The organism is Paenibacillus sp. AGC31, assembly GCF_057334655.1.
The window spans coordinates 1-24,470 of the sequence record NZ_JBHFJH010000050.1 but is presented as its reverse complement, the minus strand read 5'-3'; the positions used below and the strand labels follow the sequence as shown (position 1 = coordinate 24,470).

The 24,470-nt window shown below is 45.8% G+C and carries 21 protein-coding genes; 6 read left to right on the top strand and 15 right to left on the bottom strand.

The genetic code is table 11. From position 1 onward, the window contains the following. Positions 1 to 130 precede the first annotated feature (130 nt). The 8 genes from ACE04G_RS30080 to ACE04G_RS30045 all read right to left on the bottom strand — a co-directional run bounded on the left by ACE04G_RS30080 (position 131) and on the right by ACE04G_RS30045 (position 8,421). The gene (locus ACE04G_RS30080; protein WP_339304956.1) at positions 131 to 1,000 is read right to left on the bottom strand and encodes a PHP domain-containing protein; all 870 of its coding nucleotides are present in this window, start codon (positions 998 to 1,000) and stop codon (positions 131 to 133) included. A gap of 64 nt (positions 1,001 to 1,064) precedes the next feature. Continuing rightward, a complete protein-coding gene (locus ACE04G_RS30075) occupies positions 1,065 to 1,988 on the bottom strand; it encodes a selenium metabolism-associated LysR family transcriptional regulator (protein ID WP_221825328.1) in 924 nt (307 codons plus the stop codon). 132 nt (positions 1,989 to 2,120) lie between these two features. Further along, positions 2,121 to 2,558 carry a hypothetical protein gene (locus tag ACE04G_RS30070; protein ID WP_017687436.1) on the bottom strand — a complete coding sequence of 146 codons (438 nt, stop codon included), beginning with the start codon at positions 2,556 to 2,558 and terminating at the stop codon, positions 2,121 to 2,123. Positions 2,559 to 2,723: 165 nt separating this feature from the next. Continuing rightward, entirely contained in the window at positions 2,724 to 2,987 is a 264-nt protein-coding gene (locus tag ACE04G_RS30065; RefSeq protein ID WP_026080981.1) for a YlbG family protein, read from the bottom strand. A gap of 30 nt (positions 2,988 to 3,017) precedes the next feature. Further along, positions 3,018 to 3,455, bottom strand: a complete 438-nt coding sequence (locus ACE04G_RS30060) for a YlbF/YmcA family competence regulator (RefSeq protein ID WP_036614642.1) — start codon at positions 3,453 to 3,455, stop codon at positions 3,018 to 3,020. Positions 3,456 to 3,607: 152 nt separating this feature from the next. Next, on the bottom strand, positions 3,608 to 5,326 hold the full coding sequence (locus tag ACE04G_RS30055) for a helicase-associated domain-containing protein (RefSeq protein ID WP_449005362.1): 1,719 nt from the start codon (positions 5,324 to 5,326) through the stop codon (positions 3,608 to 3,610). A gap of 36 nt (positions 5,327 to 5,362) precedes the next feature. After that, positions 5,363 to 7,057, bottom strand: coding sequence for a DNA repair helicase XPB (locus tag ACE04G_RS30050; protein ID WP_449005361.1), 1,695 nt, complete (start codon positions 7,055 to 7,057; stop codon positions 5,363 to 5,365). 194 nt (positions 7,058 to 7,251) lie between these two features. Further along, positions 7,252 to 8,421: a M20 family metallopeptidase gene (locus tag ACE04G_RS30045; RefSeq protein ID WP_449005360.1), complete on the bottom strand. Its 1,170-nt coding sequence runs from the start codon at positions 8,419 to 8,421 to the stop codon at positions 7,252 to 7,254. A 210-nt stretch (positions 8,422 to 8,631) separates the two neighbouring features. On the opposite strand from ACE04G_RS30045, the gene ACE04G_RS30040 reads away from it, so the two are divergent. Beyond that, positions 8,632 to 8,979, top strand: a complete 348-nt coding sequence (locus ACE04G_RS30040; protein WP_074095774.1) for a YugN family protein — start codon at positions 8,632 to 8,634, stop codon at positions 8,977 to 8,979. A gap of 13 nt (positions 8,980 to 8,992) precedes the next feature. Beyond that, complete coding sequence (gene ftsW, locus ACE04G_RS30035; RefSeq protein ID WP_449005359.1) at positions 8,993 to 10,285, top strand: putative lipid II flippase FtsW; 1,293 nt, start codon at positions 8,993 to 8,995, stop codon at positions 10,283 to 10,285. A 126-nt stretch (positions 10,286 to 10,411) separates the two neighbouring features. Here the strand turns inward: ftsW and ACE04G_RS30030 are convergent, their stop codons facing one another. Then, entirely contained in the window at positions 10,412 to 10,774 is a 363-nt protein-coding gene (locus tag ACE04G_RS30030; RefSeq protein ID WP_017687428.1) for an Asp23/Gls24 family envelope stress response protein, read from the bottom strand. Between the two features lie 183 nt (positions 10,775 to 10,957). Between ACE04G_RS30030 and cax the strand changes: the two genes are divergently transcribed. Beyond that, the gene (gene cax, locus ACE04G_RS30025) at positions 10,958 to 12,028 is read left to right on the top strand and encodes a calcium/proton exchanger (RefSeq protein ID WP_036674882.1); all 1,071 of its coding nucleotides are present in this window, start codon (positions 10,958 to 10,960) and stop codon (positions 12,026 to 12,028) included. Positions 12,029 to 12,262: 234 nt separating this feature from the next. Here cax and ACE04G_RS30020 read toward each other — a convergent pair whose 3' ends face one another. The 5 genes from ACE04G_RS30020 to ACE04G_RS30000 all read right to left on the bottom strand — a co-directional run bounded on the left by ACE04G_RS30020 (position 12,263) and on the right by ACE04G_RS30000 (position 17,333). Beyond that, positions 12,263 to 12,556, bottom strand: coding sequence for an Fpa/YlaN family protein (locus ACE04G_RS30020; RefSeq protein WP_017687426.1), 294 nt, complete (start codon positions 12,554 to 12,556; stop codon positions 12,263 to 12,265). A gap of 225 nt (positions 12,557 to 12,781) precedes the next feature. Continuing rightward, positions 12,782 to 13,027, bottom strand: a complete 246-nt coding sequence (locus ACE04G_RS30015) for an HPr family phosphocarrier protein (protein ID WP_036614658.1) — start codon at positions 13,025 to 13,027, stop codon at positions 12,782 to 12,784. A 96-nt stretch (positions 13,028 to 13,123) separates the two neighbouring features. Then, positions 13,124 to 14,239: an aminopeptidase gene (locus ACE04G_RS30010; protein ID WP_076211404.1), complete on the bottom strand. Its 1,116-nt coding sequence runs from the start codon at positions 14,237 to 14,239 to the stop codon at positions 13,124 to 13,126. A gap of 111 nt (positions 14,240 to 14,350) precedes the next feature. Beyond that, positions 14,351 to 15,241 carry a hypothetical protein gene (locus tag ACE04G_RS30005; protein ID WP_449005358.1) on the bottom strand — a complete coding sequence of 297 codons (891 nt, stop codon included), beginning with the start codon at positions 15,239 to 15,241 and terminating at the stop codon, positions 14,351 to 14,353. A gap of 100 nt (positions 15,242 to 15,341) precedes the next feature. Continuing rightward, on the bottom strand, positions 15,342 to 17,333 hold the full coding sequence (locus ACE04G_RS30000) for a sensor domain-containing diguanylate cyclase (protein ID WP_449005357.1): 1,992 nt from the start codon (positions 17,331 to 17,333) through the stop codon (positions 15,342 to 15,344). A gap of 465 nt (positions 17,334 to 17,798) precedes the next feature. On the opposite strand from ACE04G_RS30000, the gene rpsD reads away from it, so the two are divergent. The 3 genes from rpsD to ACE04G_RS29985 all read left to right on the top strand — a co-directional run bounded on the left by rpsD (position 17,799) and on the right by ACE04G_RS29985 (position 24,017). Next, positions 17,799 to 18,398: a 30S ribosomal protein S4 gene (gene rpsD, locus ACE04G_RS29995; protein ID WP_062835377.1), complete on the top strand. Its 600-nt coding sequence runs from the start codon at positions 17,799 to 17,801 to the stop codon at positions 18,396 to 18,398. 188 nt (positions 18,399 to 18,586) lie between these two features. Beyond that, on the top strand, positions 18,587 to 20,692 hold the full coding sequence (locus ACE04G_RS29990; RefSeq protein WP_449005356.1) for a methyl-accepting chemotaxis protein: 2,106 nt from the start codon (positions 18,587 to 18,589) through the stop codon (positions 20,690 to 20,692). 229 nt (positions 20,693 to 20,921) lie between these two features. Then, on the top strand, positions 20,922 to 24,017 hold the full coding sequence (locus tag ACE04G_RS29985; protein ID WP_449005355.1) for a transglycosylase domain-containing protein: 3,096 nt from the start codon (positions 20,922 to 20,924) through the stop codon (positions 24,015 to 24,017). Between the two features lie 134 nt (positions 24,018 to 24,151). Here ACE04G_RS29985 and ACE04G_RS29980 read toward each other — a convergent pair. Beyond that, positions 24,152 to 24,470 (bottom strand): transposase (locus ACE04G_RS29980; RefSeq protein WP_486094560.1); only part of this gene is annotated, 319 nt, incomplete at its 5' end.

Here is a 24,470-nt window from a genome sequence, read left to right as displayed (position 1 = left end):
AACAAAAAAAGGACATGAATACATGTAGGTTCAGCCCTATCATGCTTGCATGTCCTTTACTCCTTCGATCTTAAATGTATCCAGTAATACAGAATTTATTATAGTCAGATAAAGCGTTGCAACGTCTCGCTTACTCTCCCTTTTGCTGTGAAGCAGCTGCCTTCAGCCTTTCCAACACATCAACCGTTACGGTCTTGCTACCAAGATCCCCGTGGAAAACAACACCTTGCCGTTTACCATGATAATCAGATCCACCTGTTTCAATGAGTTCGTATTCCTTGGCCAGCTCACCATACCTGCGTTCCTCTTCCGGGCCATGGTCCGAATGAAACACCTCAATGCCATCTGGACGAGAGTCTTCGATGATACGTCGCACCAATTCATCATCATTATATAGACCCGGATGGGCAATTACAGCGGCTCCACCTGCGGCTCTGATCCACTTGCACGCATCCTCTGGTGCAACGCGGGGTACAGATACAAAACCTGGCTTGCCTTCAGCAAGATACTGATCAAATGCATCCCGCATGTCGACCGCATATCCCTTCTTCACCAGCACATCGGCCATATGAGGTCTGCCAATACTCTCATCCGGCTCTAACGAGCGTCCCAGCTCATCCAGTACCTCCTGCCAGCTTATATCAAGCCCGAGTTCTTGGAGCTTTGCGATAATCAGATGATTCCGCTCATCTCGCGCTTCTCGTAATCCGCGCAACCGTTGCAGGAACTGCTCATCCTCTGTATTCACATAATACCCGAGCACATGAATATCTTTCCCACCAGCCCGAGTGCTAATCTCCACTCCGGCAACAACATCAATATCGTACTCTTTTCCCGCTTGTTGCGCTTCCGCTACACCGGCTACTGTATCATGGTCTGTTAGGGCAACCGCAGATAGCCCTTTTTGTTTGGCAAGCTTCACATTATCAGCAGGTGGCTGCATTCCATCTGAAGCCTGACTATGCGTATGAAGATCACAGCGTCCTTGGCGTTGATCCATGTACAACAGCTCCTTTGTGTAAGTCATTTGGATTAAATCTCATCTATCATTGAGTTTCCGGCTATTATGCCTTCCCTGTCTTGTGTACCGACTTAGGCTGCTCCTGCTGGCGCAGATAATTCAGGAAAGCGACTGCTGACAGGGGCAACAAGGACGATTTTAGATGGATGGCATAGAACTGCCTTTTGAATTCTAGTCCGCGGATATCCACAATATGAACAAGTCCCAGAGCCAGTTCATGCTGCACCGAAGAAGGAGATAACATCGTAATGCCTACCCCTGCCTCCACGGCCGATTTTACCGCTCCTGTACTGCCAAGTTCCATCACCACATTCATATCCTGTGGATCAATCTTTTTCTTTTGCAATTGGTCTTCCATCACCTGACGAGTACCCGAGCCCTTCTCACGCAACACAAAAGGATAATTCATTACATCCTCAATATTTACTTTGCTGCGCTTAGCCAAATCATGCCCGGCAGGTACAATCAGTTTCAGCTCGTCCTGCATGACAGGCTCTACAATCATGTCCGGGTGGTTCACTGGCGCTTCAATCAGACCAAAATTAAGCTGGTGCTTCAATATATCATCCATAATTTGCGTTGTATTCATCACTTTCATGACGATGGAAATATCCGGATATTGAAGTGCAAATGGTCCGAGCATGCGTGGAAGCACATATTCCCCGATCGTTAAACTGGCTCCCAACTGGAGTCGGCCCTGTAACATCTGGGTAAACGCCGACATCGCTTCGTCCGTCTGTCTGACCAGCTCTACACTCCGTTTCGCATGAGGTAATAACGTCCGGCCCGCCTCGGATAATTCTATTTTTTTGGTGGAACGATGCAGTAACTTGGTGCCAAAATAGTCTTCCAATGATTGAATCTGCATCGTTACTGCCGGTTGAGTCATATGTAATGCTTGTGCAGCAGCCGAGAAACTCCCCTTCTCTGCTACCGTATAAAAAATATGCAATTGGTGAAAATTCATATCTTCGCCCCTCTTCGATTACACTCTCTACATTGTAGCCGATTTCCCGCTTGGCAACAAAAAAAGCATGCAGCTTGTCTGCATGCGATAATACTTGAATCTATGAGTTCAACATATTGAATCTACTCCAACTTACTTATGCTTACGGCTATTTTTGACCAGCGTCATTCTTCTTGAATGTCTTAACCATGAATAATATGACTTCAGGTCCCTTAATTCAATGGTCTCCGACATACGTCCCAGAAACGTAACTACAATCATTTTGTGCAGCGGGTTGCCCGCAATATCATATTCTCCTTCAAGTTCGGAAAATTCGGCGACCACCACCAGATCCTCATCAATCAGGTAGACGTCCTGTTCATTACGGTAGTATGGTGTTATTCGGTCCTGCTTCAGACACTCCCATAACCACGCCGCAATATGGTCATCATCACTACGTGCAGGCTCAATACGGTCTGCATACCGCATCTTGGCATGATGGGTAATGACGATGTCGGCCACTTTCTTGTCTCCAAGAGCCACGAAAAACGGCTCGTAGGTGCTCCAACGTTGCATCACCTTATCACGCATGGGAATCACTCTCCACCAGATAGGACTTTCTATCTATTTATTACCAAATATATTACAACATTAGTCCCGCAACCTCAAGGCGTAAGTTTAACTTTTTTTCACAATAGCCAATTTGTGTATAATTCAAGAAAAGAGCGACCCCAAAGGGTCCCTCCAGTTTCTCGTCTATATTCCGTAAAAGCTCGTTTTGTCCATCGTTTTGCTGGCATACTCGGTTTTGATCTCATTACGATACGAGCGTTCGATCTTGCGCACATAGGAAAGTCGCTTCACATTTTTCATCGTATCATCAGCCCGTTCTGCATTAACATACATGACTACATAATGCATACGGCGGGAGATATAATGCACGGTGCCATATTTTTCGAGATTACGGGCAGCCTTCAAATCACTGACCCAAATAATGAATCCTGTCCTTTCCGCAAACATCATCGTTCCCCGCCCTTCTATAATGATTACTTAACTGCAACCACACTTGCCGCCACTACCGCAGCCGCCCTTCGGATTCGGATCATTGCTCGGTACCTTAATGGTCGTTGACACTGCAAATGCAATGGTCTCTGACATCTGGAATAACATATCATCCAGGGACTTCTCTGCCTGTTTGAAGCGGATTACCGCCTCGAAATTTTCCAACTCCTGTTCCAGAGCCTTCACCTGGTCTTTTGCTGCATGATAATCCGGGTGAAAATGACCGAAACGCTGTGTTTCTTCAAACAATTCCTTCTTGGCATTCAGCTTCCGAATCCCCATCTGAATCTCAGGGGTAGTCTCGACTTGCTGCTTCCAATATAAATAATCCGATACTTCGGCAGATTGGTTAATCATGTCGCCCAGTTCATATGCGCCCGTTAACACTTGGGCCATATCGACCGTGTTCATTTCCGCTACGCTCATGAAATATTCATCCTATCTATATATAAAGTTCTACTTAACGTAGACTACCTCATCATAGCATATCCATGAATAGTTAAGAAGAGTTTTTCCTGCAATTAGAAATACGGGGAACTCGAAAATTCGCCTTTCAACCTGATATTCACGTGAAATAGTCAGGTTATGACATCATCTGGCAGGATAAGACGCATTGTATCCCACTCTGACGGGGAGAATGTACGCCATTCCGTCTCTGATGTATTTTCACTTGAATCCAGCATACACCAACCGCTTAAAGTCCATTGTTCATGACCCTCTACCTGATGTGGAATGAGGTATTGCGTACGATTTTCCTGTTGTATACCCAGCTTGGTCTGCCACTCAATGGCTTTGGCAGCAATCTGTCGTGCGGTTGAACTATGATATCGACGCCACTCCCTGTACCAGGTCTCCGGTATCTCCTCAAATCCCAACAGAGAGAACTTCTTCTCAATGACAGAATGATCACGCTCCAACCCATGCAGAGAAGCAGGAACATCAACCAGACCTTGATTATCGGGTGTGTAGAAAGAAGAATATACACCGCTCAACATATCTTTTTCTGATAATTTCGGATCATCTGTGGGGCCTGTACTTGCCTCCATGACCTTCATACTCCGATTTACAGTCAACGGTGCAGCATCCGTCTCCTTTCCCCAATCTGCTAACGCAATACGTACATTCTCCGGTATACCTGTCAGAGCATATTGATCCAGAAACTCTATCACTTCATGTAATTCATACCCTCTGGTTAAGGCCGAAATGAATCGTTCTCTTGTCATACGGTAGATGGACATTCGATCACGTGTCACCCGTTCTGCGTATTGCTCAAGCATCCAGATCACATCAGGCCCTGCTTCCGGCGGCACCAACATTTCAAAATCAGGCTGCATGTAAAATCCAGACGGCTCCGTCTCACTTACCATCTCTTGTTCCCGATTTAACAGGCTCTGCGGTTCGATCAGCCAGCGGAATGCCAGCTCTCCCGACTGATCTTCTCCTACTTCACCATAACCCCAGCCAGCCAGTGCGCAGAGCCAGCCCCTGACTCGTGGTTTCAATTCCGAATTCTCTATATGGCACCATATGTTTTTTTCTGGAGCAAGCACTGCCAATTGATAACGGAAATGCTGCAACGCGGGTTCAGCTTCACCGTATCTTTCCATACACGCTTGATATATTTCCCGATGCATCTGTCTCCACGAAAGCTTCAACCATTTTTGTAATCGATGATCTACAATTTGAATTTGGCCACCTGACTTCTGAACGAGATTCAGACTGAGCAGTAGATCAAGAAGGATTGCTACGTGGGTCGGATACAAATCCGAATGTTCATATCGGATACCCAGACCTTCAAAGTCTGTCGAAGATAATACCGTGATCACACTTAATTTTTGAACACTTTTTTTATGTATAGTGCCTTTACCTGTCAAAGGAAGTCCTTCTCTTTCGATCCACGCGATCAGATGAAGCAGCTCTGCAGCAATATCCGGCTTTCCTTCCTGTAATACATAAGCATGCTGTGCCATCTGTTTAACGGTTATGCCCACTTTTTGTGCGTAAGCAAGCGTCAATGTGTCCATCAACGAAGCAGGAATATAGAATAGTCGCTCTCCCCAACTCTTATATACAGATTCAATCCATCTTTGCTGCCTAAGGTTGACGAATGAAGATTTGGCTTCTGCGACACTTAGTCCTTCGATGGCCCACTGTTCTCGGGGCAGGAGGGAGGAAAAAGGCTGACCGGCATTTTTGTGAAAAATTGCACCAAGCACTTTTTGCTCCACCAAAGTAAGCTTTGACCATGAATCAAGGTTCAGTACCACAGGCTCATCTATTGGTTGAAATGAAGACATCTCCCAATCCCTCCTCTTTTCGCGAGTATAAATGAACTATTCGTTCTCATGCACGATGGCATATTCATATCCCTGCTCCACCAAGAACATCTGACGATTTAATGCAAACTCCTGTTCCTTACTGTCCTCTGATACCAGTGCATAGAAATATGCTTTGTTTTCTCCAGCTTTTGGTCTCAGAATTCTCCCCAAACGCTGTGCCTCTTCCTGTCTTGACCCGAAACTTCCGGATATCTCAAGTGCAACAGCAGCATCGGGCAGATCCACAGCAAAATTGGCAACTTTGGATACAACAATCGTTTTAATCTCCCCTCGTCGAAAAGCGGCAAACCATTTGATTCGCTCTTGCTGTGACATGGTTCCCGAGATCAGAGGTGCTTCAATTTCCCGGGCAATCAACTCTAACTGATCCAGATATTGTCCAATCACTAGTGCAGGCAAATCCCGATGACGTTCCAACAGACGCTTGACTACACGTACTTTCGCCGGATTCTCGGCAGCCAATCGAAATTGGTGCTTAACCTCAGCTTGCAGATAATTCGATCTTAGTTCCGGGGAAAACGGGATACGTATCTCCTGACATTGTACATCAGCGATCCACCCTTGCTGCTCCAGTTGTTTCCACGGCATATCATAGAGCTTCGGACCAATCAGCGAGAAAACATCTTGTTCACAGCCATCCTCTCTAACCAATGTAGCCGTTAATCCCAGTCTTCGCGTAGCTTGAATATCCGCAGTTGCACGAAACACTGGTGCTGGCAGCAAATGTACTTCATCATATATGATCAGCCCCCATTGCCGCTCACTGAGCAGTTTAATGTGGGTAAAATCAGCATCCTTTGATTTCCGGTGTGTAAGAATCTGATATGTAGCTACAGTCACAGGTTTTACCTGTTTTTTCTGACCTGAATACTCACCAATCTGTTCGCTGGTAATCGTGGTTTTGTCTTGAATTTCCTGAATCCACTGTCGCACAGACGTTGTATTGGACGTCAAAATAAGGCATTCACATTGAAGCCGCTCCAGCACAGCCATGCCAATGACCGTTTTGCCTGCCCCGCAAGGAAGTACGAGTAAACCACTTCCTCCCATGCCCTCACTGCCTTCGAATGCATCCACAGCCTCTCTCTGGTAAGAACGTAGCGCAAATCGCTCAGAGTGGTCCCCTGGATCATTGGTTCGCCATTGGAATGAAAGCTTGGTTCCCTCCCGATACCCCACGTAATCAAGTACGGGGTAACCTAACCTTGTTAATTCCCTTTTTAATAACCCTCGCTGTTCTCCTGGGAGCAGAAGTTCATGAGCGTCCTTGCGTTCCATGCGAAAGGCAGCTATCGTTTTCAATCCACTTAATTCATCCAGCAACCGCTCATCCTCACTGTAAAGACGCATTCTTGTGTGATCTGCTTCGGAATGCAGCTTTAATTTGCCATACTGATCCATGATTCTCCGAACATCCTGTATGAGTGCAGCAGGCACGTTCCAGCGGGATACCAGCTCCAGACTTGCGATGACCTGATCTGCATTCCATCCCAGCGCAGCCGCATTCCAGAGCGATAACGGAGTGATTCGGTAAGTATGGAACGCTGCCGGTGTCTTAACCAGTTCTGAATACATCCCAATCTGCTCTCTTGCTCTTTCGAATCCGGGGTGTCCAACCTCCAGCAAAACCGTAAAATCCCGTTGAACGATACAAGCATCTGTCCTTACCTTATGTTCTGTTCCTTCCATTTGGAGCCTTCCTCCTATCACAAAAAAAGTCCAGTTCCGGCAGCTTCCGAAAATGAACCTCTATAATTGCGAGTTCAAAAAGTCTGGTTTTCAGTACCGAGAAGATGGACTTTTTGAACAACATCTATAAAAATCCACAAAAAAACATCCTGCCCATACCTCGGTATGAACAGGATGCCCAACTGGCTATAAAGTCATTCTGCTGTGTAACCCTTAGCCATGGCGATAAATAATCTCACGGCTGTCTGCATCGCGTCTTCATCAAAATCAAACATCGGATGATGATGCGGATAGATCGCATTTTTATCCGGGTTGCCTGCTCCAACAAACATAAAGCACCCTGGAACCTTCTGCAGATAATACGCAAAATCTTCCGCTGGCATCAGCATTGGGGAAGCTTGCACTCGTTCTGCTCCAAATAATTCTGTAGCTTCTCTGAAGAAACGTGCTGTCTCCTGTTCATCGTTCACCACAGGCGGATATCCCATAATATATTTCACTTGCGTCTCTGCCCCATAAGCTGCCCCTGTCTGGGCTACCATGGTAAGCACGCGCTCTTTCATCCCGTTTCGGGTCTCTTCATCAAACGTTCTTACCGTACCGCTCATTTTGCATTGCTCTGCAATTACATTCTGAGCCGAGCCCGCCTGCATTGTACCAATGGTCAGCACCGCGGGTTGCAATGGATCAACCGAACGACTGACAACGGTCTGAAGCTGCATCACAAGCGCAGAACCCGCGATAAGACTATCTATCGTGGATTGTGGCATCCCGCCATGTCCACCTTTGCCTTTGATCTCAATGTAAAAATCGTCCGCCGCCGCCATCATCGGTCCTGCCTTACTGGCAACAACACCTACAGGCAGCGGGGTCCACAGATGAATGCCATATATGACATCCACGCCTTCAAGCGCACCATCCGCAATGACCTGAACTGCACCGCCCGGCAGCAGTTCTTCTGCTGGCTGGAACAAAAAGCGAATCTCGCCTTGGATCTCCTGCTTGTGACGGCTAAAATACAAAGCCGTACCGAGCAAGATCGAGATATGACCATCGTGGCCGCATGCATGCATCGCTCCTGCTTGTTGTGACGCATACTCGATATTCTTCTCATCCTGAATTGGCAGTGCGTCCATGTCAGCTCGCAGCATGACGACAGGACCCGGCTTGTCCCCACGAATAGTACCGATGACCCCGTGACCACCAACATGACGCCTTACGTCCACGCCAAAACTCTCCAACATATCCGCTACAAAAGAGGATGTCTTCTCCTCATGAAAGGAAACCTCTGGATTGCGATGAAGGTGACGCCGCCATTCCACCATGTGGATCTGCAGATCTTCCCACCATATATTATTAGTCATGTCTCTCCACCCTTTCAATCTTAAACGGGACTTGGATCAAGCCCGAACCTTCCTCTTCAAACCTATTGCTATATATTGTAGCAGAATTGGAAGAAAACCGATACGAAACGCCTTGGGAAAGCTTGCACGGGAAGGGGAAACATACTATCATGAACTAGAGAAATACTCGAGAATTTATACTCGGAAGCTTATGAGGAGGATCAAACGCTTATGATTTTTGAGAATACAGGCTTGGATGGCTTGAAGAGCGACTTGGCATACCTGGATGAGAGCGCCGAGAAAGTCGGATTTGTCCGGTGGCAATGGGAATATTACCGTGCTACATATGACTACAAAATTGAAGATGAACAAACCAACTCAGAATACTTTGTACGCATTAATACCCGCGCAGTGGAAGGAAAATTGGAAAAACCGGATACCGTTCTTGCTGTTGAAGCAGTGTACCTTGGCAAAGCCACCTTCCCTCACGGCCTGGATTATGACTCTTCCGTTCCGCAACCAGTCGTGAAGCTGGCAGCCGAAAAATTACAGCAGCTTAAAGAACTGCTGGAAGCATAGGCTGGGCCAAACGATGAAACAACAAACGGCCCAAACGAAAACGAAGAGAGGCACGCCGGATTTTCAACTGCTAATCCTCACTTTATTGTTGGTGGGCTTTGGACTGGTGATGGTATTCAGCTCCAGTTCCAGCATTGCAATCGCAAGCGAAAGATTTAACAATGATGCCCTTTACTTCACGAAAAAACAACTTATGTGGGCGATTATCGGTCTATTTGGCATGTTTTTTGCCATGAATATCCGCTTCAACAAGTACAAAAAGCTCTATGCGCCCTTTTTCCTGCTTACTACGGTCATGCTGGTGATTGTTTTGATCTCAGGTGCAGTATTAAACGGTGCACGAAGCTGGATTCACATTTTTGGTTTCAGTCTTCAGCCCGCAGAGTTCGCGAAAATTGCTATCATTCTATACCTCTCTGCACTGATCACCAAAAAAGGTGAAGGCTTCAGGGTTTTCAAGACAGGGTATTTTCCCGTCCTGTTTATCGTTGGATTCATCGCAGGGCTGATTATGCTGCAACCAGACTTCGGTACCACCTTCATTCTGGTGTCCACCTGTGGTCTCTTGATCTATGCCGGTGGAGCCAGTATGAAACATATCCTGGGTTCGATTCTCCTGGTTGTACTCGGTGGGGCACTGGCGTTTGGAGCGAATTCCCTGTTTTCTTCCATGTCTCCTTCAGATAGCTCAAGTTCAACTGTCTCTGTTACAGAAGTCAAGCAGAACTATAAAATCGGACGAATTCAAGCTTTTTTGGACCCTTTATCAGATCCCACGGACGGAAGTCTTAACCTTTACCGTTCCCTTGTTGCCATTGGTGATGGCGGCATAACAGGTTCCGGGATTGGACAAGGTACGATGAAGCTGCATTATTTGCCAAATGCGTATAATGACTTTATTTTCTCCGTAATTGGGGAAGAACTCGGATTCATCGGAAGTGCATTATTCCTGCTTGTTTACCTGTACTTCATCTGGCGCGGAATTATTGTCTCTCTCCGCTGTCCCGATCCATTCGGAACATTGGTCGGCATAGGTATCATGGGACTAATCGCGATTCAGGCATTTATCAACATCGGTGGTGTAACTCAGACCATTCCGGTGACGGGGGTTACGCTTCCGTTTATCAGTTATGGGGGTACCTCACTCTTTGTAATGATGGTTGCCATGGGCATTCTGCTCAGTATCTCACGTACTAACAATCTGGACGTGATCAAGGAAGAGAAAACGAAGTCCGTGACTGTACAGACACAGACTCGTACCTCTCCTGCTCTTCGTTCACGGGAGTCCATCCGTCGGATTCGATAAAAAACAACTCAAAAAAGGCTGTGCACCCAATGGATGCGCAGCCTTTTCTGTGTACTGAATAAACTCTGTCTATCAAGATGAAGAACAGGTCAATATCGTTCTGTCCTCCATTGCGGATTGCGATTTCTACAGATCGTCGCCTTTGAAAGATACGCCTTCTACCTTTACATTGACTTCAACCACGCGTAATCCGGTCATGGTCTCTACCGCTTCTCTTACATTCTGCTGAAGCATACGGGAAACTTCATGAATCGGGGTTTCGTACAGGACGATGATGCGCAGGTCAATGGCTGCTTCCAGCTGGCCGACCTCAACGCTCACGCCTTTCTGTACGTTTTTACCGCTGAGTCGCTTCGCCCAGCCCTCTGACAATCCTCCAGACATTGCGGCAATTCCGGGCGTTTCCATTGCAGCCATTCCGGCAATTTTTGCAACCACGTCATCGGCAATCCGGATGTTTCCGCTCTCCAGTTGAAGTTGTTCTGCCATGCCACATCCTCCTTCACTTCGTTACTCGTATTTTAAATCCTTTCCACCCCAAAAAGCAAATTAAACTCAAAAAGATGCGTTTACAACCTACCACCATTTGGTTATATTGAAATATGAAAATAATCTCATAAGCGATTTACAGTGTAATTCAAAACAAAATAATTTATAACCGAGGTGTTTGTTGTGAGAAACCGGATTTCATCCATTTTGCTGATTGCATTCTTTGCACTCAGTGCCATCGCCCACTACTTGAAATGGGATTCGATTCTACAGTTCGTGATATCAGCCATTTCGGTTATTTTTGTGGCCGGTTTTTTAGGCAAAGCCACCGAAAATGTGGCCCACTACGCCGGACAGCGGCTGGGTGGATTCTTGAATGCAACCTTCGGCAATGCCGCCGAATTGATCATCGCCATTTTCCTCGTCAAAGAGGGACTGTTCGACATGGTCAAAGCAAGTCTGACAGGTTCCATCATCGGAAATCTGCTGTTAGTGCTCGGGTTAAGTATTTTTGCCGGGGGACTCAAGTTCAAAATTCAGAATTATAATGTTTCACTTGCAGGTCTGAATGGTTCTCTGATGATTGTTGCCATCATTGCCCTGTTTATTCCAGCAGTCTTTCTCAATACACATTCCATTACACAGAAAGACACCAATACACTTAGTCTCATCGTGGCCGGATTGCTCATTCTCGCGTATATTGCGTGGTTGCTATTCTCCATGGTTACGCATAAGAACTACCTTGCAGACGTCACTGAGGATCGCGATGAAGAGCTACCTCATGAGCATGCTCCGGCATGGTCCAAGAAAAAATCTATTCTCTACCTGGTGCTCGCAACAGTCATGGTTGCCTTCGTCAGTGAATGGCTGGTGGGCACGCTTGAAGTCTTCACTTCGGAATTTGGACTTAGCGAACTGTTTGTCGGTGCATTCCTTGTCGCCATCATCGGTAATGCGGCCGAACACAGTGCAGCCATCATGCTTGCCATGAAAAATAAAATTGGAGCCGCCGTTGAGATTGCGGTTGGAAGCAGTTTGCAGATCGCACTCTTCGTTGCTCCTGTTCTGATTTTTGTCAGCTACTTCACAGGCAGAACCATGGATATCGTATTTACAACGATTGAGTTGGTCGCCATCGGCGTATCCGTATTTATTGCAAAGTCCATTACCCAAGATGGTTCAACGAATTGGTACGAAGGTTTACTCCTGCTCGTGGTATATATCATACTCGGTGTATCCTTCTTCCTGGTGTAACCAGGCCCTCACGTAGCGATATAAGTTGAACTAAAGAATATTTACACTGAACACTCCGATGACAGAACAACCTTCCGATCTAAACTATAAGAGGCAGCCCGAATATATATTCGGTGCTGTCTCTTTGTTTGTATACGCCTTCCGCCTGGCTATATCTCCATCCCCGTTCAGACGCACAAAAAAAGCATGCATAAACGCCTGCATGCCTTCTATTCTGACCCGCGCATTTGCAGGCTATTGCTCATTCTTCTTGTTCAAGGCTTCATATAGAATTGCCAAATTCCGCTCAAGCGCGCTAACCAGCTGCTTACCTGCACCTTCTGGAAGGAGCCCTGCACGAACAGCAAAATCAACTTCCTTGGAGAACCCATACATCTGTGTATCCAATACTTCCTCATAGAGAGGGCAGTAGCGGGTAGCCAGATTCTCCATCTGTACTTCAATAAGCTTCTGTATTTTATCTGCATCTTCTTGAAGAAGACTGATCGCTTTCAAATTCAGCTGGTCCTGCAGATCAGATGAAGTCATGCATTTTTCCCCCCTATGTCCCAAAAATCGCGTAAAGACGTTCTACCTCTAATATTAGACGAAATGAAGAGCTAATACAAGAACCTGACCAAAATAAGCCCGCAAAGTTAAGCCTTTTGTTGAAGCTTAATCCACCTGTTCCAGTCACGTCCAGACGAGTATTCAGATCATTTCATGCCAAAAAACACCCCTGCCTAAAAAGGCAAAGGTGCTTCTTGAGAGCTATTACTCAGATGCGATGCTTACATTCAGTCCATGCTTGGCAAATACTTCTGACATGGCTGCTTTTGCTTCAACTGCATCTGGACCATGAACATGCAGTTCATAGCTGTGCGTGCTGATCAGCGTTGTAAACAATCCGAGAATACTTTTTACATCGATATACTTGTTCTCCGAATGAAGCACGATTGAAGAAGTAAACTTGCCTGCTGTTTGAGCAATTTCCACTACAGCCGCGTTATTACTCGACATAGGAATCCCTCCGTCTTTTTACTATTGGTATCATCTATTAATTACCACTACATGATACCGTGAATCCGCTTTCCTAGCAACAGCAAAATCCTGCTCCTACTTCAAACGGTCCGGATTCAGGCATTCCAGCTCAGGAATAACAAAGATACCGTCTTTGCGAATCAGCACATCGTCAAAATAAATCTCCCCGCCGCCGTAATCCGGACGCTGGATCAATACCAGATCCCAGTGGATGGACGAGCGGTTGCCATTGTCCGTTTCTTCGTATGCCTGACCCGGTGTAAAGTGCAAGCTGCCTGCGATTTTCTCATCGAACAGGATATCTTTCATCGGATGAAGAATATGCGGGTTAAATCCAATCGCGAATTCACCGATATGACGAGCACCCTCATCCGAATTCAGGATTTCATTCAAACGCTCTGTATCGTTACTTGTGGCTTCAATGATTTTTCCATTCTCGAACGTGAACTTGATATTTTCAAATGTCACTCCGTTATACAGCGTTGGTGTGTTATAACTAATCGTTCCGTTCACGGAATTGCGCACAGGGGCACTGTACACTTCGCCATCCGGGATATTTTTTTGGCCAGAACATTTCTCTGCACCGATATCTTTAATGGAGAAGCTCAGCTCTGTTCCTGGTCCGGTGATACGAACTTTGTCCGTCCGCTTCATCAGGTTAGCGAGCGAGTCCTGCGCTTTGTCCATTTTGGCGTAATCCAGGTTACATACGTCAAAGTAGAAATCTTCGAACGCTTCTGTACTTGTATTGGCGAGTTGCGCCATACTTGCGTTAGGGTAACGAAGTACAACCCATTTCGTATGTTTGACACGTTGTTCGCTATGTACCGGGTGGGAGTACAATGAATTGTACATTTTCATTTTTTCTTCCGGCACATCGGACAGATCATTCACATTTTCTCCCGCGCGAATACCGATGTAACAATCCATCTGTTTCATACGGTTCAGATCAATCTCTGCCCATGTTTTCATCATTTCTTCTGTGGCATTTTTCAGCATCGCACGCTGTACGGTTTTATCAGTCAACTGTACAAAGACGTTACCACCTTTTTTGCCTACCTCTTCAATAATGGCGTTAATCAGATCACGTTCCGATCCAATCATCTCAACCAATACATTTTCACCAGGCTGTACATCTACTGAATAGCCCACCAGATTTGCTGCAAGCTTTTGAATTCTTGGGTCTTTCATCTTGGTAAAATCCTCCTGTCATCTGCCATACTTGAATTGAACAACGGTAAATTACGATACTATTGTAGCACGCGAACAGTCATCCCGTCAGCAGGCAGTCCCTCACTTCGTTTATTGATATGACTTGAAGTTAACATCGGTGACAAGGGCTTCTTTGTTACTTTTACGGTTGTTGTCCGTATAACTCATCTGACTTTCAGAGGATAAGCGAAGAGGCAGACTGCTCTTCCGATCTACCGTGAGATGATATACCGTCTGCACGCTCGCTTGTTTCATCATCTGTTGCATCGTTGTTTCACCCTGTTTCCAAACTTTCTCCAGATCCTTCTCAAGCTTCTCCTTACGCGCCCCTTTCACCGAAGCTGCCTTATGCATATATTCTGACCGAATGGCGTTCATCTCGTCGTTTAGCTGGGTTACAGCCCATGATTTGGCGTCTTCCGGTGCAAGTTCAATCCGTAATGTTCTGGTTCGACGACCAGCACCATACTCGGATTGAATGGTTTTGTGCATCCCATCGATCTTCTCCAATTGGGCAATTGGGTTAAAACGAGAAAGAGACCCTCGCAGTGGCTCATGCTGCGCTGACAATGCCATCCATTGCCCTTGTTTCCGCTCGAAAGAGGCGCTAAACCCACTGGGCTGTCCATTATTTTTTACGGCAGTTGTTTGAATGGCTGTACCCACAGCGGTCACTTCTCCTGGTAACCGGGTCTGAAGGGTCAGACGATCATGATTCTCCAGCTTGCCTTCAAATTTGAACTGATTTTCGAACAGCCCGCTGTTCTCCCGTCGAAGTCCTGCCTCTCCTTCAAAACTCAACGTTTCTTTTCCCGCTATCCCCGATAAGGCCAAGGAAAAAACCTCTTCAGGCGTTTGATCTCGCTGGATTAATCCACAACCCGGAACACCAATAATCACAATGCTCACAAATAACCATAATGTACGTACCGAATGGCGGTTAAACATGTCTATCTTCACCCTTCCGTGAACTTTCTCCATAGATTGCCCCGCCCGTATATGCTTATACTTCCTTCTATACACAACTTGATTCTCCCATGCACAAAAAAAAGAGAACGACTCCGCAATTGGAATTGTTCTCTTAACGTGTTACATTCTGTTCCTCTACAACGATTCTGTTCCGACCACCATTCTTGGCGCTGTACAAAGCCATATCAGCCCGATAAAACAAGGACTCTACACTGACCTTTTCATCCATCCAATTCCACTCTGCGATGCCACTGGATACTGTAACGGGCGGTCTGGTCTCTTCTTCGACTCTCTTTCGAATCACTTCCGCATAATCTAACGCCTGCCTTACACTCACCTGTGGCATATAGATCGCCAGTTCTTCTCCACCCCATCTGGCACAGACATCCTCTGAGCGAACAGAGCTGGTGACGATCTCACTCACTTGCTTCAATACTTGATCCCCCGTCTGGTGTCCGAATGTGTCATTCACCTGTTTGAACTGATCAATATCCACCACAATGAGGGAGCCACAGAATTCATGAGCCTGTCGCTCGTGAATCACACTGTCCAGATAATGCCTCACATACAGACCTGTCAACATATCCAGATTAGCCAAGCGCCGAACCTCGGCATGCAGCGTGGCATTTGACAGAGCAAGTCCGATATGAATGGATAACATCTGCAAGAGCCGATAGTTATCATATGAAAAGTAGTGCTCTCTACTGTGTCCCAGCAAAATGGCACCCTTCACTTCACCATTGACTCTGATCGGTGATGCAATCAGTGACATGGATCCCGTATCTTCCATGAAAAAGGAGGACACTTTATCATAGTGTGCATAATTGACTATAATAAGTGGTTCCTCTGTTCGGTACACCAAACCTGCGATACCGTAGTCTACAGAAAAGGATTGGTGAAAAACATCTTTCACGTTAGATGACATGACTTCGAAGTCATTTGTACTGTCATTGAGTTGAAGAATGCAACACGTTTCAGCCTGGAATATTTCCTTTAACTCTTGCTCGGATAATTGATAGATCTCCGAAAGATGCAGGCTTTTGTTCAACCGCTGTGTAAGATCATTAATTAAACGAAGTTCCTGAATTAACATATTGGATTGTTCATGTAGCTTGGCGTTCTCAAAGGCCGTTCCTGCAGTGTCTACCATCATCGTAATCAATTGCAAGTCCGATTCTTCCATAATCTCTTCATTCATTTCGATATGGAACACACCGTATATGCCTTGTTTGCCTTTGAGCGGAATCCCTATATCTACAATGCGGTTCTCTGCATCATCTGAGCGAGCAACGATCAGCTTACCTTCCATAAATGAACGCACACAAATATCTTCTCCTCGCTCGTGGACAAGCAACGGTTTAATCCGTGGATCAGAATTGCTCTGATCCTGAGACATATACAATTTGATATAAGTGGCCGGGTACAAGTAGTCCATACTGTCAAATACCTCATCCAATATGGCCTCGACATCCATTTTGTCATGCATTCGCTGAACAATCTGAAAGAGGATGGACCTCCGGTGTTCCTCACGGGCTGTTTGTTCATGAGCATGTAACAGGTCCGTCATAAATATGTATTCAAATCTTCGGTAAAAGCAGGTGCGATAATGCAATGCCTCAGATTGAACCACAGCTTCAGACGTTTCATATCCATTGGATTCATAGATCACAGCAGTAAATACGGCAAACATATCCTTGTTTGTTCTGGAGAATAAGGGATGTGTTATTATAAGATATTCTCCGTGTTCGCTTGTCCCTTTAAGGGACAGGACCTGTCTCTTATCCAAACATTCCAATACCAGCCTGCGTGCATCTACACCCGGATCAGCTTCATGATCGCTATCGTATCCTATGCAATCACCTTCCGTGTTCCACACGCTGTAAAAGGTTGATGTTCTGGTCAGCCTTGAACCCACTCTGGAGTTCCAGTCACTGTATGCCTGCTCTAGCAAGCTGCCCAAATATGAAAAATCAAAAGGTGTGATATCCATTTTTTGCATCCACAACACATGCTCTTCATGAGAACGAGGAGCGGCAAAAGATGCGGAATCGCCCGAACTTCGTGAATTCAAGCTGGCAGGTAAACTTCTTAGATGTTCTAACATGTCAGGCGCTCCTTTGCACCGTTTTTGCATCCACCAGGATGCATTAATCTGCAGACGTTATCGCAAACCTGCAAATTCGTTGCGATAACCTTGTTACATAAAGATGATTTAAAGTTAAGATACAATCTATTTTACTCTGTTTATAGCTTTTTTGCATCCATATTTCAGAAAATTGTCCCATTATTTTAGGCCCAATGACCTATCGACAAATTTAGACGTTTTTTTGCTTTTATTCTATGCTTGACTTTGTTTCTCTTAAACTGTAATATAAATTGTTGATGAAGACTACTAATGGGTCTTTAAATTTGGGCATTACCGGTTGTGTCACCCTCATTCTTTTTGTTGCTTTCAGGACAGCGGCTGAACTTTCCTGATCGTTCTATGCGAGGCCAAGCCCGCATCAACAAATTGGAGCGCAAACAGAGCCCTAATATGAACTTTAACTAAAAAGGAGCTACTTTAAACATGGCACGTTACACTGGTCCTAAATTTAAATTGAGCCGTCGCCTCGGCATTTCCCTTAGCGGAACAGGCAAAGAATTGAAACGCCCTTTCCCTCCAGGTCAGCACGGAGCTAACCAACGCAGAAAAATGAGCAACTACGGTATGCAATTGCAAGAAAAACAAAAATTGCGCCACATGTACGGTTTGGGCGAGAAGCAATTCCGCACACTGTTCTCTAAAGCTCAAAAAATGCAAGGTATTGCCGGTGAGAACTTCATGTTCTTGCTTGAGTGCCGCCTTGACAACCTCGTTTACCGCCTTGGGTTCGCTAACTCCCGCGCTGGAGCGCGTCAGTTGGTAGCACACGGTCACGTAACTGTAAACGGTAAAAAAGTCGATATCGCTTCTTACCAAGTAAGCACTGGTGATGTAATCGGCTTGCGTGAGAAGAGCCGCGCTCTTTCTTCCGTTAAAGAAGCTTTGGAAGGCCGTTCGCATCTTCCAGCATACGTTGAATACAACGAAGCAGCTGTAGAAGGTAAATTCATCCGCTTGCCTGAGCGTGCTGAATTGTCCCAAGACATCGATGAAAAACAAATCGTCGAGTTCTACAACCGTTAATCGTTGCAATCACATTAAAGTTTCAATCCAAACAGCTGTCGAGATTTTCTCGGCAGCTGTTTTTCTATGCTTTTTTTTAATTATCTTCATTATAGGAACGTAAATAACGATATAAAATATAGACTCCCTTCAGGAGAAGCACACATCCATATATACATCACAAGAATGACATCGAGGGGGATTAAAACATGCATTTTTTTCGCAATCGCAAGCTCGCTGTTAAGCTTGGACTTTTACTCGGGATCGTATTACTCTGTTGTATTGGAGCCCTGATTGCATTTAATACCAAATCCATTTACGACAAAAGCCTCCAGTACGGCGAAACTGTTGCTGGACAAGCAGCAAACCGGGCTACGAATGAGTTTATGACAGACATTAATCAGGTCAAAAACACATTGGACACCATGAGCACCACGTTATTGGATGCCGCTCAGAACGGGTCTCTCAACCGCGAAGAAGTCGTTAGACTCCTTGAACAGTATCTGAAAAAGGACGAGAAAGTTTTTGGCTTTTATACGGGCTGGGAACCAAATGCCTTTGATGGAAACGATGCGGATCACGTGAATAAAAATGACTATGATGATGCTACAGGCCGCTTCATCCCCTACGCCATACGGGACGGTAACTCCCTGCATTTTGAGCCTCTGACTACCTATGAGGGAAACAGTGAAACCAGTACATACTATCAACAGCCGAAGAAAACCAAATCCATCTATTGGTCCGAGCCAGTTACCTATACAGTTGGCGGAAAAGAAACACTACTCGTTTCGATTGTCCTCCCTCTATTAGATGAAAACAAAACTTTTCTGGGCATTGTTGGGGCCGACTTTACCATTGATCGTTTTCAGCAAAATATAGCATCACTTAATCCGGATCAGGGTTATGCCATGCTGATTACTAGTGGAGGACAGATTGCTGCACACGGCTCCAAACCGGAACTGGCTAATGAAGGAGCCGTAATTCCATCTGAAATGAAGACAATTATTCAGCGTATACAATCTGGCGAGTCTCAGTTTTACGCCACTGACCCTGAAGTAGGGGAAGAACTATTTATTGCCGAGCCCGCCAGGTTACAAGGAACGGATTCAAACTGGTACCTTGTATCGGCGCTGCCAAAGAGCCATATCCTTCAACCCTTCTATGACAGCTTGAACTGGTCCATTCTGATTGCCGCACTGGCTGTCCTTCTGCTTGCAAGTGTGGTTACCTACACTATCGTCTCCATTGTAAGGCAGTTGAATCAAGTTAATATCGTCGCTGGACAGCTGGCTGGCGGGGATTTGACACAAAAGTTACCTGTACGATCCAAAGATGAATTTGGCGTCATGGCGGGTCATATGAATCAGATGATGGATACACTGCGGCATACCATATCAGTTATATCCGAACATGCTTTATCTGTCGGCTCTACTTCTCAACAATTGACCGCAGGTGCCGAAGAAACAGGTAAAGCAGCCGAACTGATTGCATTAACAGGAGTCGAAGTTGCAGATAAAGCAGGTAAACAGGTGCAGGAGCTGCAAGAGTCCTCCCGTTCCATGAATGAAATATCTGCAGGGATCGGAAGAATTGCAAAGGCCGCCTCCGATGTATCGGATTCATCGCGAGCTGTGGCTGAGCGAACAACTGTCGGAACCGATAAGATTCAGTCCGCCATGCGTATGGTCGATAGTGCCACCTCTTCTGTGCAGACGTCCATGACCGCACTGGAGAATTTCCGTCAACGTTCGGAAGAGATTGGCCATATTACAGGCATGATCACAGAAGTTAGCCGACAAACCAATCTTCTTGCCCTTAACGCTTCCATTGAAGCATCACGAGCAGGTGAACATGGGCGCGGCTTTGGTGTTGTTGCTTCCGAGATTCGTAATCTGGCTGAACAATCCAGAATATCGGCAGCGCAGATTGCAGCATTAATTCATAGTGTTCAGCAAGAGGTCCTTTCTCTCGTTGAAAATATGGAACAGGGGAATGCCGAGGTTAGCCATATAGCGGAAGTGATTCATGAAAGTGGTGAACTATTCCTCTCCATTTCATCACAGATCACAGATGTTAATGAGCAGATTGAGCATGTATCAGCCATTGCGCAGCAGATGTCAGCTGGATCACAGCAGGTGGATGCCACGTTAGTGAAACTCAAAACCATTGGTCATGAGACGGCAGATCATGCAACTCGTGTTGCCTCCGCCTCTGAGGAACAACTCGCATCCATGGAAGAGATTACGGCGGCATCTGCCTCACTGGCTAATCTTACCCAGGAACTATTAGAACTGATTCAACGATTCAAAACCTAATGTAGAAGACCTCCAATACGACAAATCATTCAGGTCACCCTATGCACCTCAGCATGGAGGTGGCCTGCTTATTTTGGCTTACAACTCATGAAATGTGCTTCAATATCGCATGATATATAGCATAATGCATGGCAGAATGGCAAATTTCGACCATTACTTGTATTTCTCAGGCATGCAAACCCGCCTTTTTATGCTATAATAAGTGCTGTTAAAAGGAGGAAGACACTGAATGGTTGATGTTAATAAGAAAAAGCCCGATGAACAGCCTGTACGCAAACGCAGCTTTGCCCGCAGACTGGGAAGTTTCGTCAAATGGATGGTTGTCCTAGGATTTATGGGGGCACTATTTGTAGGCGGTGCTTTGATGGGATACGTCAGTTCCATTGTGAAAGACGAGCCTGTCCGTTCAAGGGCCCTGATTGAACAAAAAGTCAGCGAAAACTCCATCACAGGCTTTGCTTACTTTGCCGACGGCAGTCCGATCGGTCAATTACGTACGGAAGAAGACAGGCGTCCGGTCACTTCGGACCAGATCCCACAGAAGGTTATTGATGCTGTCATTTCGATTGAAGACAATCATTTTTACGAACATAAAGGTGTAGACATGAGCGGAACACTACGTGCCGTGAAACAGAAAGTGCTGAAAGAATCAGTACAAACCGGCGGTAGTACACTGACTCAGCAATTGGCGCGTCGTGTGTTTTTGAATCTGGATCGCACGGAAGATCGGAAAGTGAAAGAAATTTTGCTCTCACTCCGACTCGAACGTTTCCTGACCAAAGACGAGATCATGACAGCCTATCTGAACAAAGTTCCTTTTGGTAATGGTTCCAGCGGATACAACGTTTACGGAATCAAAGCGGCCGCCAAAGGATTGTTCAATATTAACGATCTAGAAAAAATCAACATCGCTCAAGCTGCTTATCTTGCTGGATTGCCACAACTCCCCTCCTCTTACTCCGCTTTTAACGGTAAAGGTGATTTTGTAGAGGAGAATTTTGACCGCGCAATCAACCGTCAGCATCTGGTACTGCGCCGTATGCTTGAACTGGGCAAAATCAATCAGTCCGAGTATGACAAAGCTCTTGCTTTTGATATCAAAAGCTCTCTAGCTCCGAAGACCATCAAGGCTTACAACACTTATCCATATCTTATGATGGAAACGGAACGACAAGCTGCACAGATTTTGATGAAACAGTTGAATTCCGACACAGCTGAATCTACAGACAAAGCTACGGATGCAGCCACACCTCAGAAGGAAAGCAGTGCACTATTAGAGGATGCTCAGACGCAACTGCGGACAGGTGGATATCGTATATACACGACCATCAACAAAAGTATCTACAAAACGATGCGTACCATTGCGGAAGATGACAGCAATTTCTCAGCAGATGATCCTGTCAAAGGAAAAGAACAAACTGCTGCCATGCTGATTAATCACAAAACCGGTGCTATTCTAGGTATGATTGAGGGACGGAATTTCCAGGACGAACAGATGAACTATGCAACGCAGATGATACGTCAGCCAGGTTCAACGATGAAACCTATAGCCGCTTATCTTCCTGCGCTAGATGAAGGTCTTGTCCAACCTGCTTCTATTATTGATGACTCACCGATCATTCTCAAAAATGGTCCGAGCGGATACCACATTGCCAAGAATGCCAACAACCGGTATCAGGGACTGGTCACTGCCCGCAGAGCACTGAATTATTCTCTTAATATACCGGCTCTGAAGTTGTTTAATGAAGAAGTAGGGATCGAGAAGGCTTGGACCTTCGCCAAGAAACTGGGGATTACCACCATCCAGAAGGAAGACTATCAGGCTCAGACCGGTGTTCTCGGAGGTCTCCAATACGGTGTAACCGTTGAAGAATTAACCAGTGCCTATGGTGCTATCGCCAATATGGGTGTATATAACGATTCTTACATGATTAGCAAAATTGTAGATTCCAAAGGAAACATCGTTTATAAACATGATACTGAACCTGTCCAAGCCTTCTCGGAGCAGACAGCATACCTGATGACCGATATGCTGCGGACCGTTATTACAGAAGGAACGGCAGATAAAGTACGTGAAAATTACAAATATTCCAAGAGTGTGCCAATCGTAGGTAAAACGGGTTCCACTCAAAACTACGCAGATGTCTGGTTTGAAGGTTATACACCAGATGTCACACTTGGCGTGTGGGTTGGATACAAACAGCCCGTGAATACGCTGGAAAGTAAATCACAGAGAAAACGTGCGCAGCAACTATGGTCGAAAATCCTGAACGAAGTGATCGATACGCAAAAAGATCTGTTCGTTACGGATTCGTTCAAAAAACCGTCTGGCATCGAAACGCGCACGGTGTCTGCATACAGTGGCAAGTTGCCAACATCCATGACTGACAAATTTGTTACGGATATTTTCAACAGCAAGTTTGTTCCGAAGGATAGCGATGACGGTGTAGCCAAAGCCAAGTACATTACTTACAATGGTGTAAACTATATTCCGCGTGACGGAACACCTTCGGACATGTTGAAGGAAAAAACAGTCATCAAGCGTAAAAAACCAATCTCGGATCTCATCAAAGAATTGCAAAATGCATTCTCACGTATGAGTCGACATGAGTCACTTGCTTATTATCTTCCTGAAGATGCTGGTGCAGACATGCCAACACAGATTGATCCAAGGACGGATAACGGCAAAGCTCCTGATGCACCAGGCAACGTACGCATCTCAACCTCAGGTGACACAGCTGTCATTACATTTAATGCCACACCTGAAAATGATGTCGTGGGTTATCGTTTGTACCGTTCTGTAAACGGCGGAGGATTCCAGAACCAGGGTCAGGTTGTCCTGACTGGTGATTCCAGATCATTCTCTGCATATGCAGCGCAAGGCGGTAACTTCGCCTTCTATGTAACGGCAGTGGATGTTGCCGGCAGAGAATCTGCTCCTAGCGCTACAGTAAATAGTGCTGGTGTAGCTCCTCCTGTGGAAGAAGAGATTAATGAGCCAATTGAAGTTCCAGGTACAGTCATTACACCAGGAGAAACGCAGACCGATAATACAACAACGACAGCCCCAGGCACACCTGGTCAAGTCAGCGTATCTGCCCTCTCTCAAGGACTGCGTATTCAATGGGCATCCAGTCCAAACGCAGATAGTTATGCTGTATATTACAGTGAAACAGGCTCAGCTCCTTACACCAAAATTGGAACAACAGCGGGAAATACCATGGATTATGGAGTACCCGCATCGACCAGTGGATGGTTCAAGGTATCTGCCAGCAACAGTGCGGGTGAATCCGAACCTTCTGCAGCCATACATTTTCAACCCTGAATCAGGCATAACGTTCCAAAACAAGCCGCATCCTCAGACTGTATCTGAGTGTGCGGCTTTTTATTTGTATTTACAGTAAGCCAAAAAGCCTGCTTCATGGTCTTACCCCTGTCAAGTAGACAGATGGAAAAAAGCTATGCTGCCAGTGCGCATCGATATTCAATCGGTGCGCGCTGTTTGAGTTTGGCTTGAAAACGTCGGTAGTTGTAATGGTACATATAATCTTCCACGGCTTGTCGAATCTCTGCTTCTGAATTACACTGGTTAAGGTACAGCTTCTCTGTCTTGAGATGCGAAAAGAAGGATTCGATGCATGCGTTATCCAGGCAGGTTGCTTTGCGAGAGTGGCTGCCCTTCACGCCGAATGCTTCTAATCGTGTGTTGTACGCCTGAGACGTGTATTGGAAGCCTTGATCCGAATGGAGCACGGCTTCCGAAACGTCTCTTTTTTGT

Bases quoted from the DNA above. Each gene is read 5' to 3' on its own strand.
- ACE04G_RS30050 (WP_449005361.1), bottom strand. From the start codon at position 7,057: ATGGAAGGAACAGAACATAAGGTAAGGACAGATGCTTGTATCGTTCAA.
- ACE04G_RS30000 (WP_449005357.1), bottom strand. From the start codon at position 17,333: ATGTTAGAACATCTAAGAAGTTTACCTGCCAGCTTGAATTCACGAAGT.
- ACE04G_RS30010 (WP_076211404.1), bottom strand. From the start codon at position 14,239: ATGAAAGACCCAAGAATTCAAAAGCTTGCAGCAAATCTGGTGGGCTAT.
- ACE04G_RS30030 (WP_017687428.1), bottom strand. From the start codon at position 10,774: ATGGCAGAACAACTTCAACTGGAGAGCGGAAACATCCGGATTGCCGAT.
- ftsW (WP_449005359.1), top strand. From the start codon at position 8,993: ATGAAACAACAAACGGCCCAAACGAAAACGAAGAGAGGCACGCCGGAT.
- ACE04G_RS29990 (WP_449005356.1), top strand. From the start codon at position 18,587: ATGCATTTTTTTCGCAATCGCAAGCTCGCTGTTAAGCTTGGACTTTTA.
- rpsD (WP_062835377.1), top strand. From the start codon at position 17,799: ATGGCACGTTACACTGGTCCTAAATTTAAATTGAGCCGTCGCCTCGGC.
- ACE04G_RS30045 (WP_449005360.1), bottom strand. From the start codon at position 8,421: ATGACTAATAATATATGGTGGGAAGATCTGCAGATCCACATGGTGGAA.
- ACE04G_RS30075 (WP_221825328.1), bottom strand. From the start codon at position 1,988: ATGAATTTTCACCAATTGCATATTTTTTATACGGTAGCAGAGAAGGGG.
- ACE04G_RS29985 (WP_449005355.1), top strand. From the start codon at position 20,922: ATGGTTGATGTTAATAAGAAAAAGCCCGATGAACAGCCTGTACGCAAA.
- ACE04G_RS30040 (WP_074095774.1), top strand. From the start codon at position 8,632: ATGATTTTTGAGAATACAGGCTTGGATGGCTTGAAGAGCGACTTGGCA.
- ACE04G_RS30080 (WP_339304956.1), bottom strand. From the start codon at position 1,000: ATGGATCAACGCCAAGGACGCTGTGATCTTCATACGCATAGTCAGGCT.
- ACE04G_RS30015 (WP_036614658.1), bottom strand. From the start codon at position 13,027: ATGTCGAGTAATAACGCGGCTGTAGTGGAAATTGCTCAAACAGCAGGC.
- ACE04G_RS30005 (WP_449005358.1), bottom strand. From the start codon at position 15,241: ATGGAGAAAGTTCACGGAAGGGTGAAGATAGACATGTTTAACCGCCAT.
- ACE04G_RS30055 (WP_449005362.1), bottom strand. From the start codon at position 5,326: ATGTCTTCATTTCAACCAATAGATGAGCCTGTGGTACTGAACCTTGAT.
- ACE04G_RS30070 (WP_017687436.1), bottom strand. From the start codon at position 2,558: ATGCGTGATAAGGTGATGCAACGTTGGAGCACCTACGAGCCGTTTTTC.
- ACE04G_RS30020 (WP_017687426.1), bottom strand. From the start codon at position 12,556: ATGACTTCATCTGATCTGCAGGACCAGCTGAATTTGAAAGCGATCAGT.
- ACE04G_RS30060 (WP_036614642.1), bottom strand. From the start codon at position 3,455: ATGAGCGTAGCGGAAATGAACACGGTCGATATGGCCCAAGTGTTAACG.
- ACE04G_RS30065 (WP_026080981.1), bottom strand. From the start codon at position 2,987: ATGTTTGCGGAAAGGACAGGATTCATTATTTGGGTCAGTGATTTGAAG.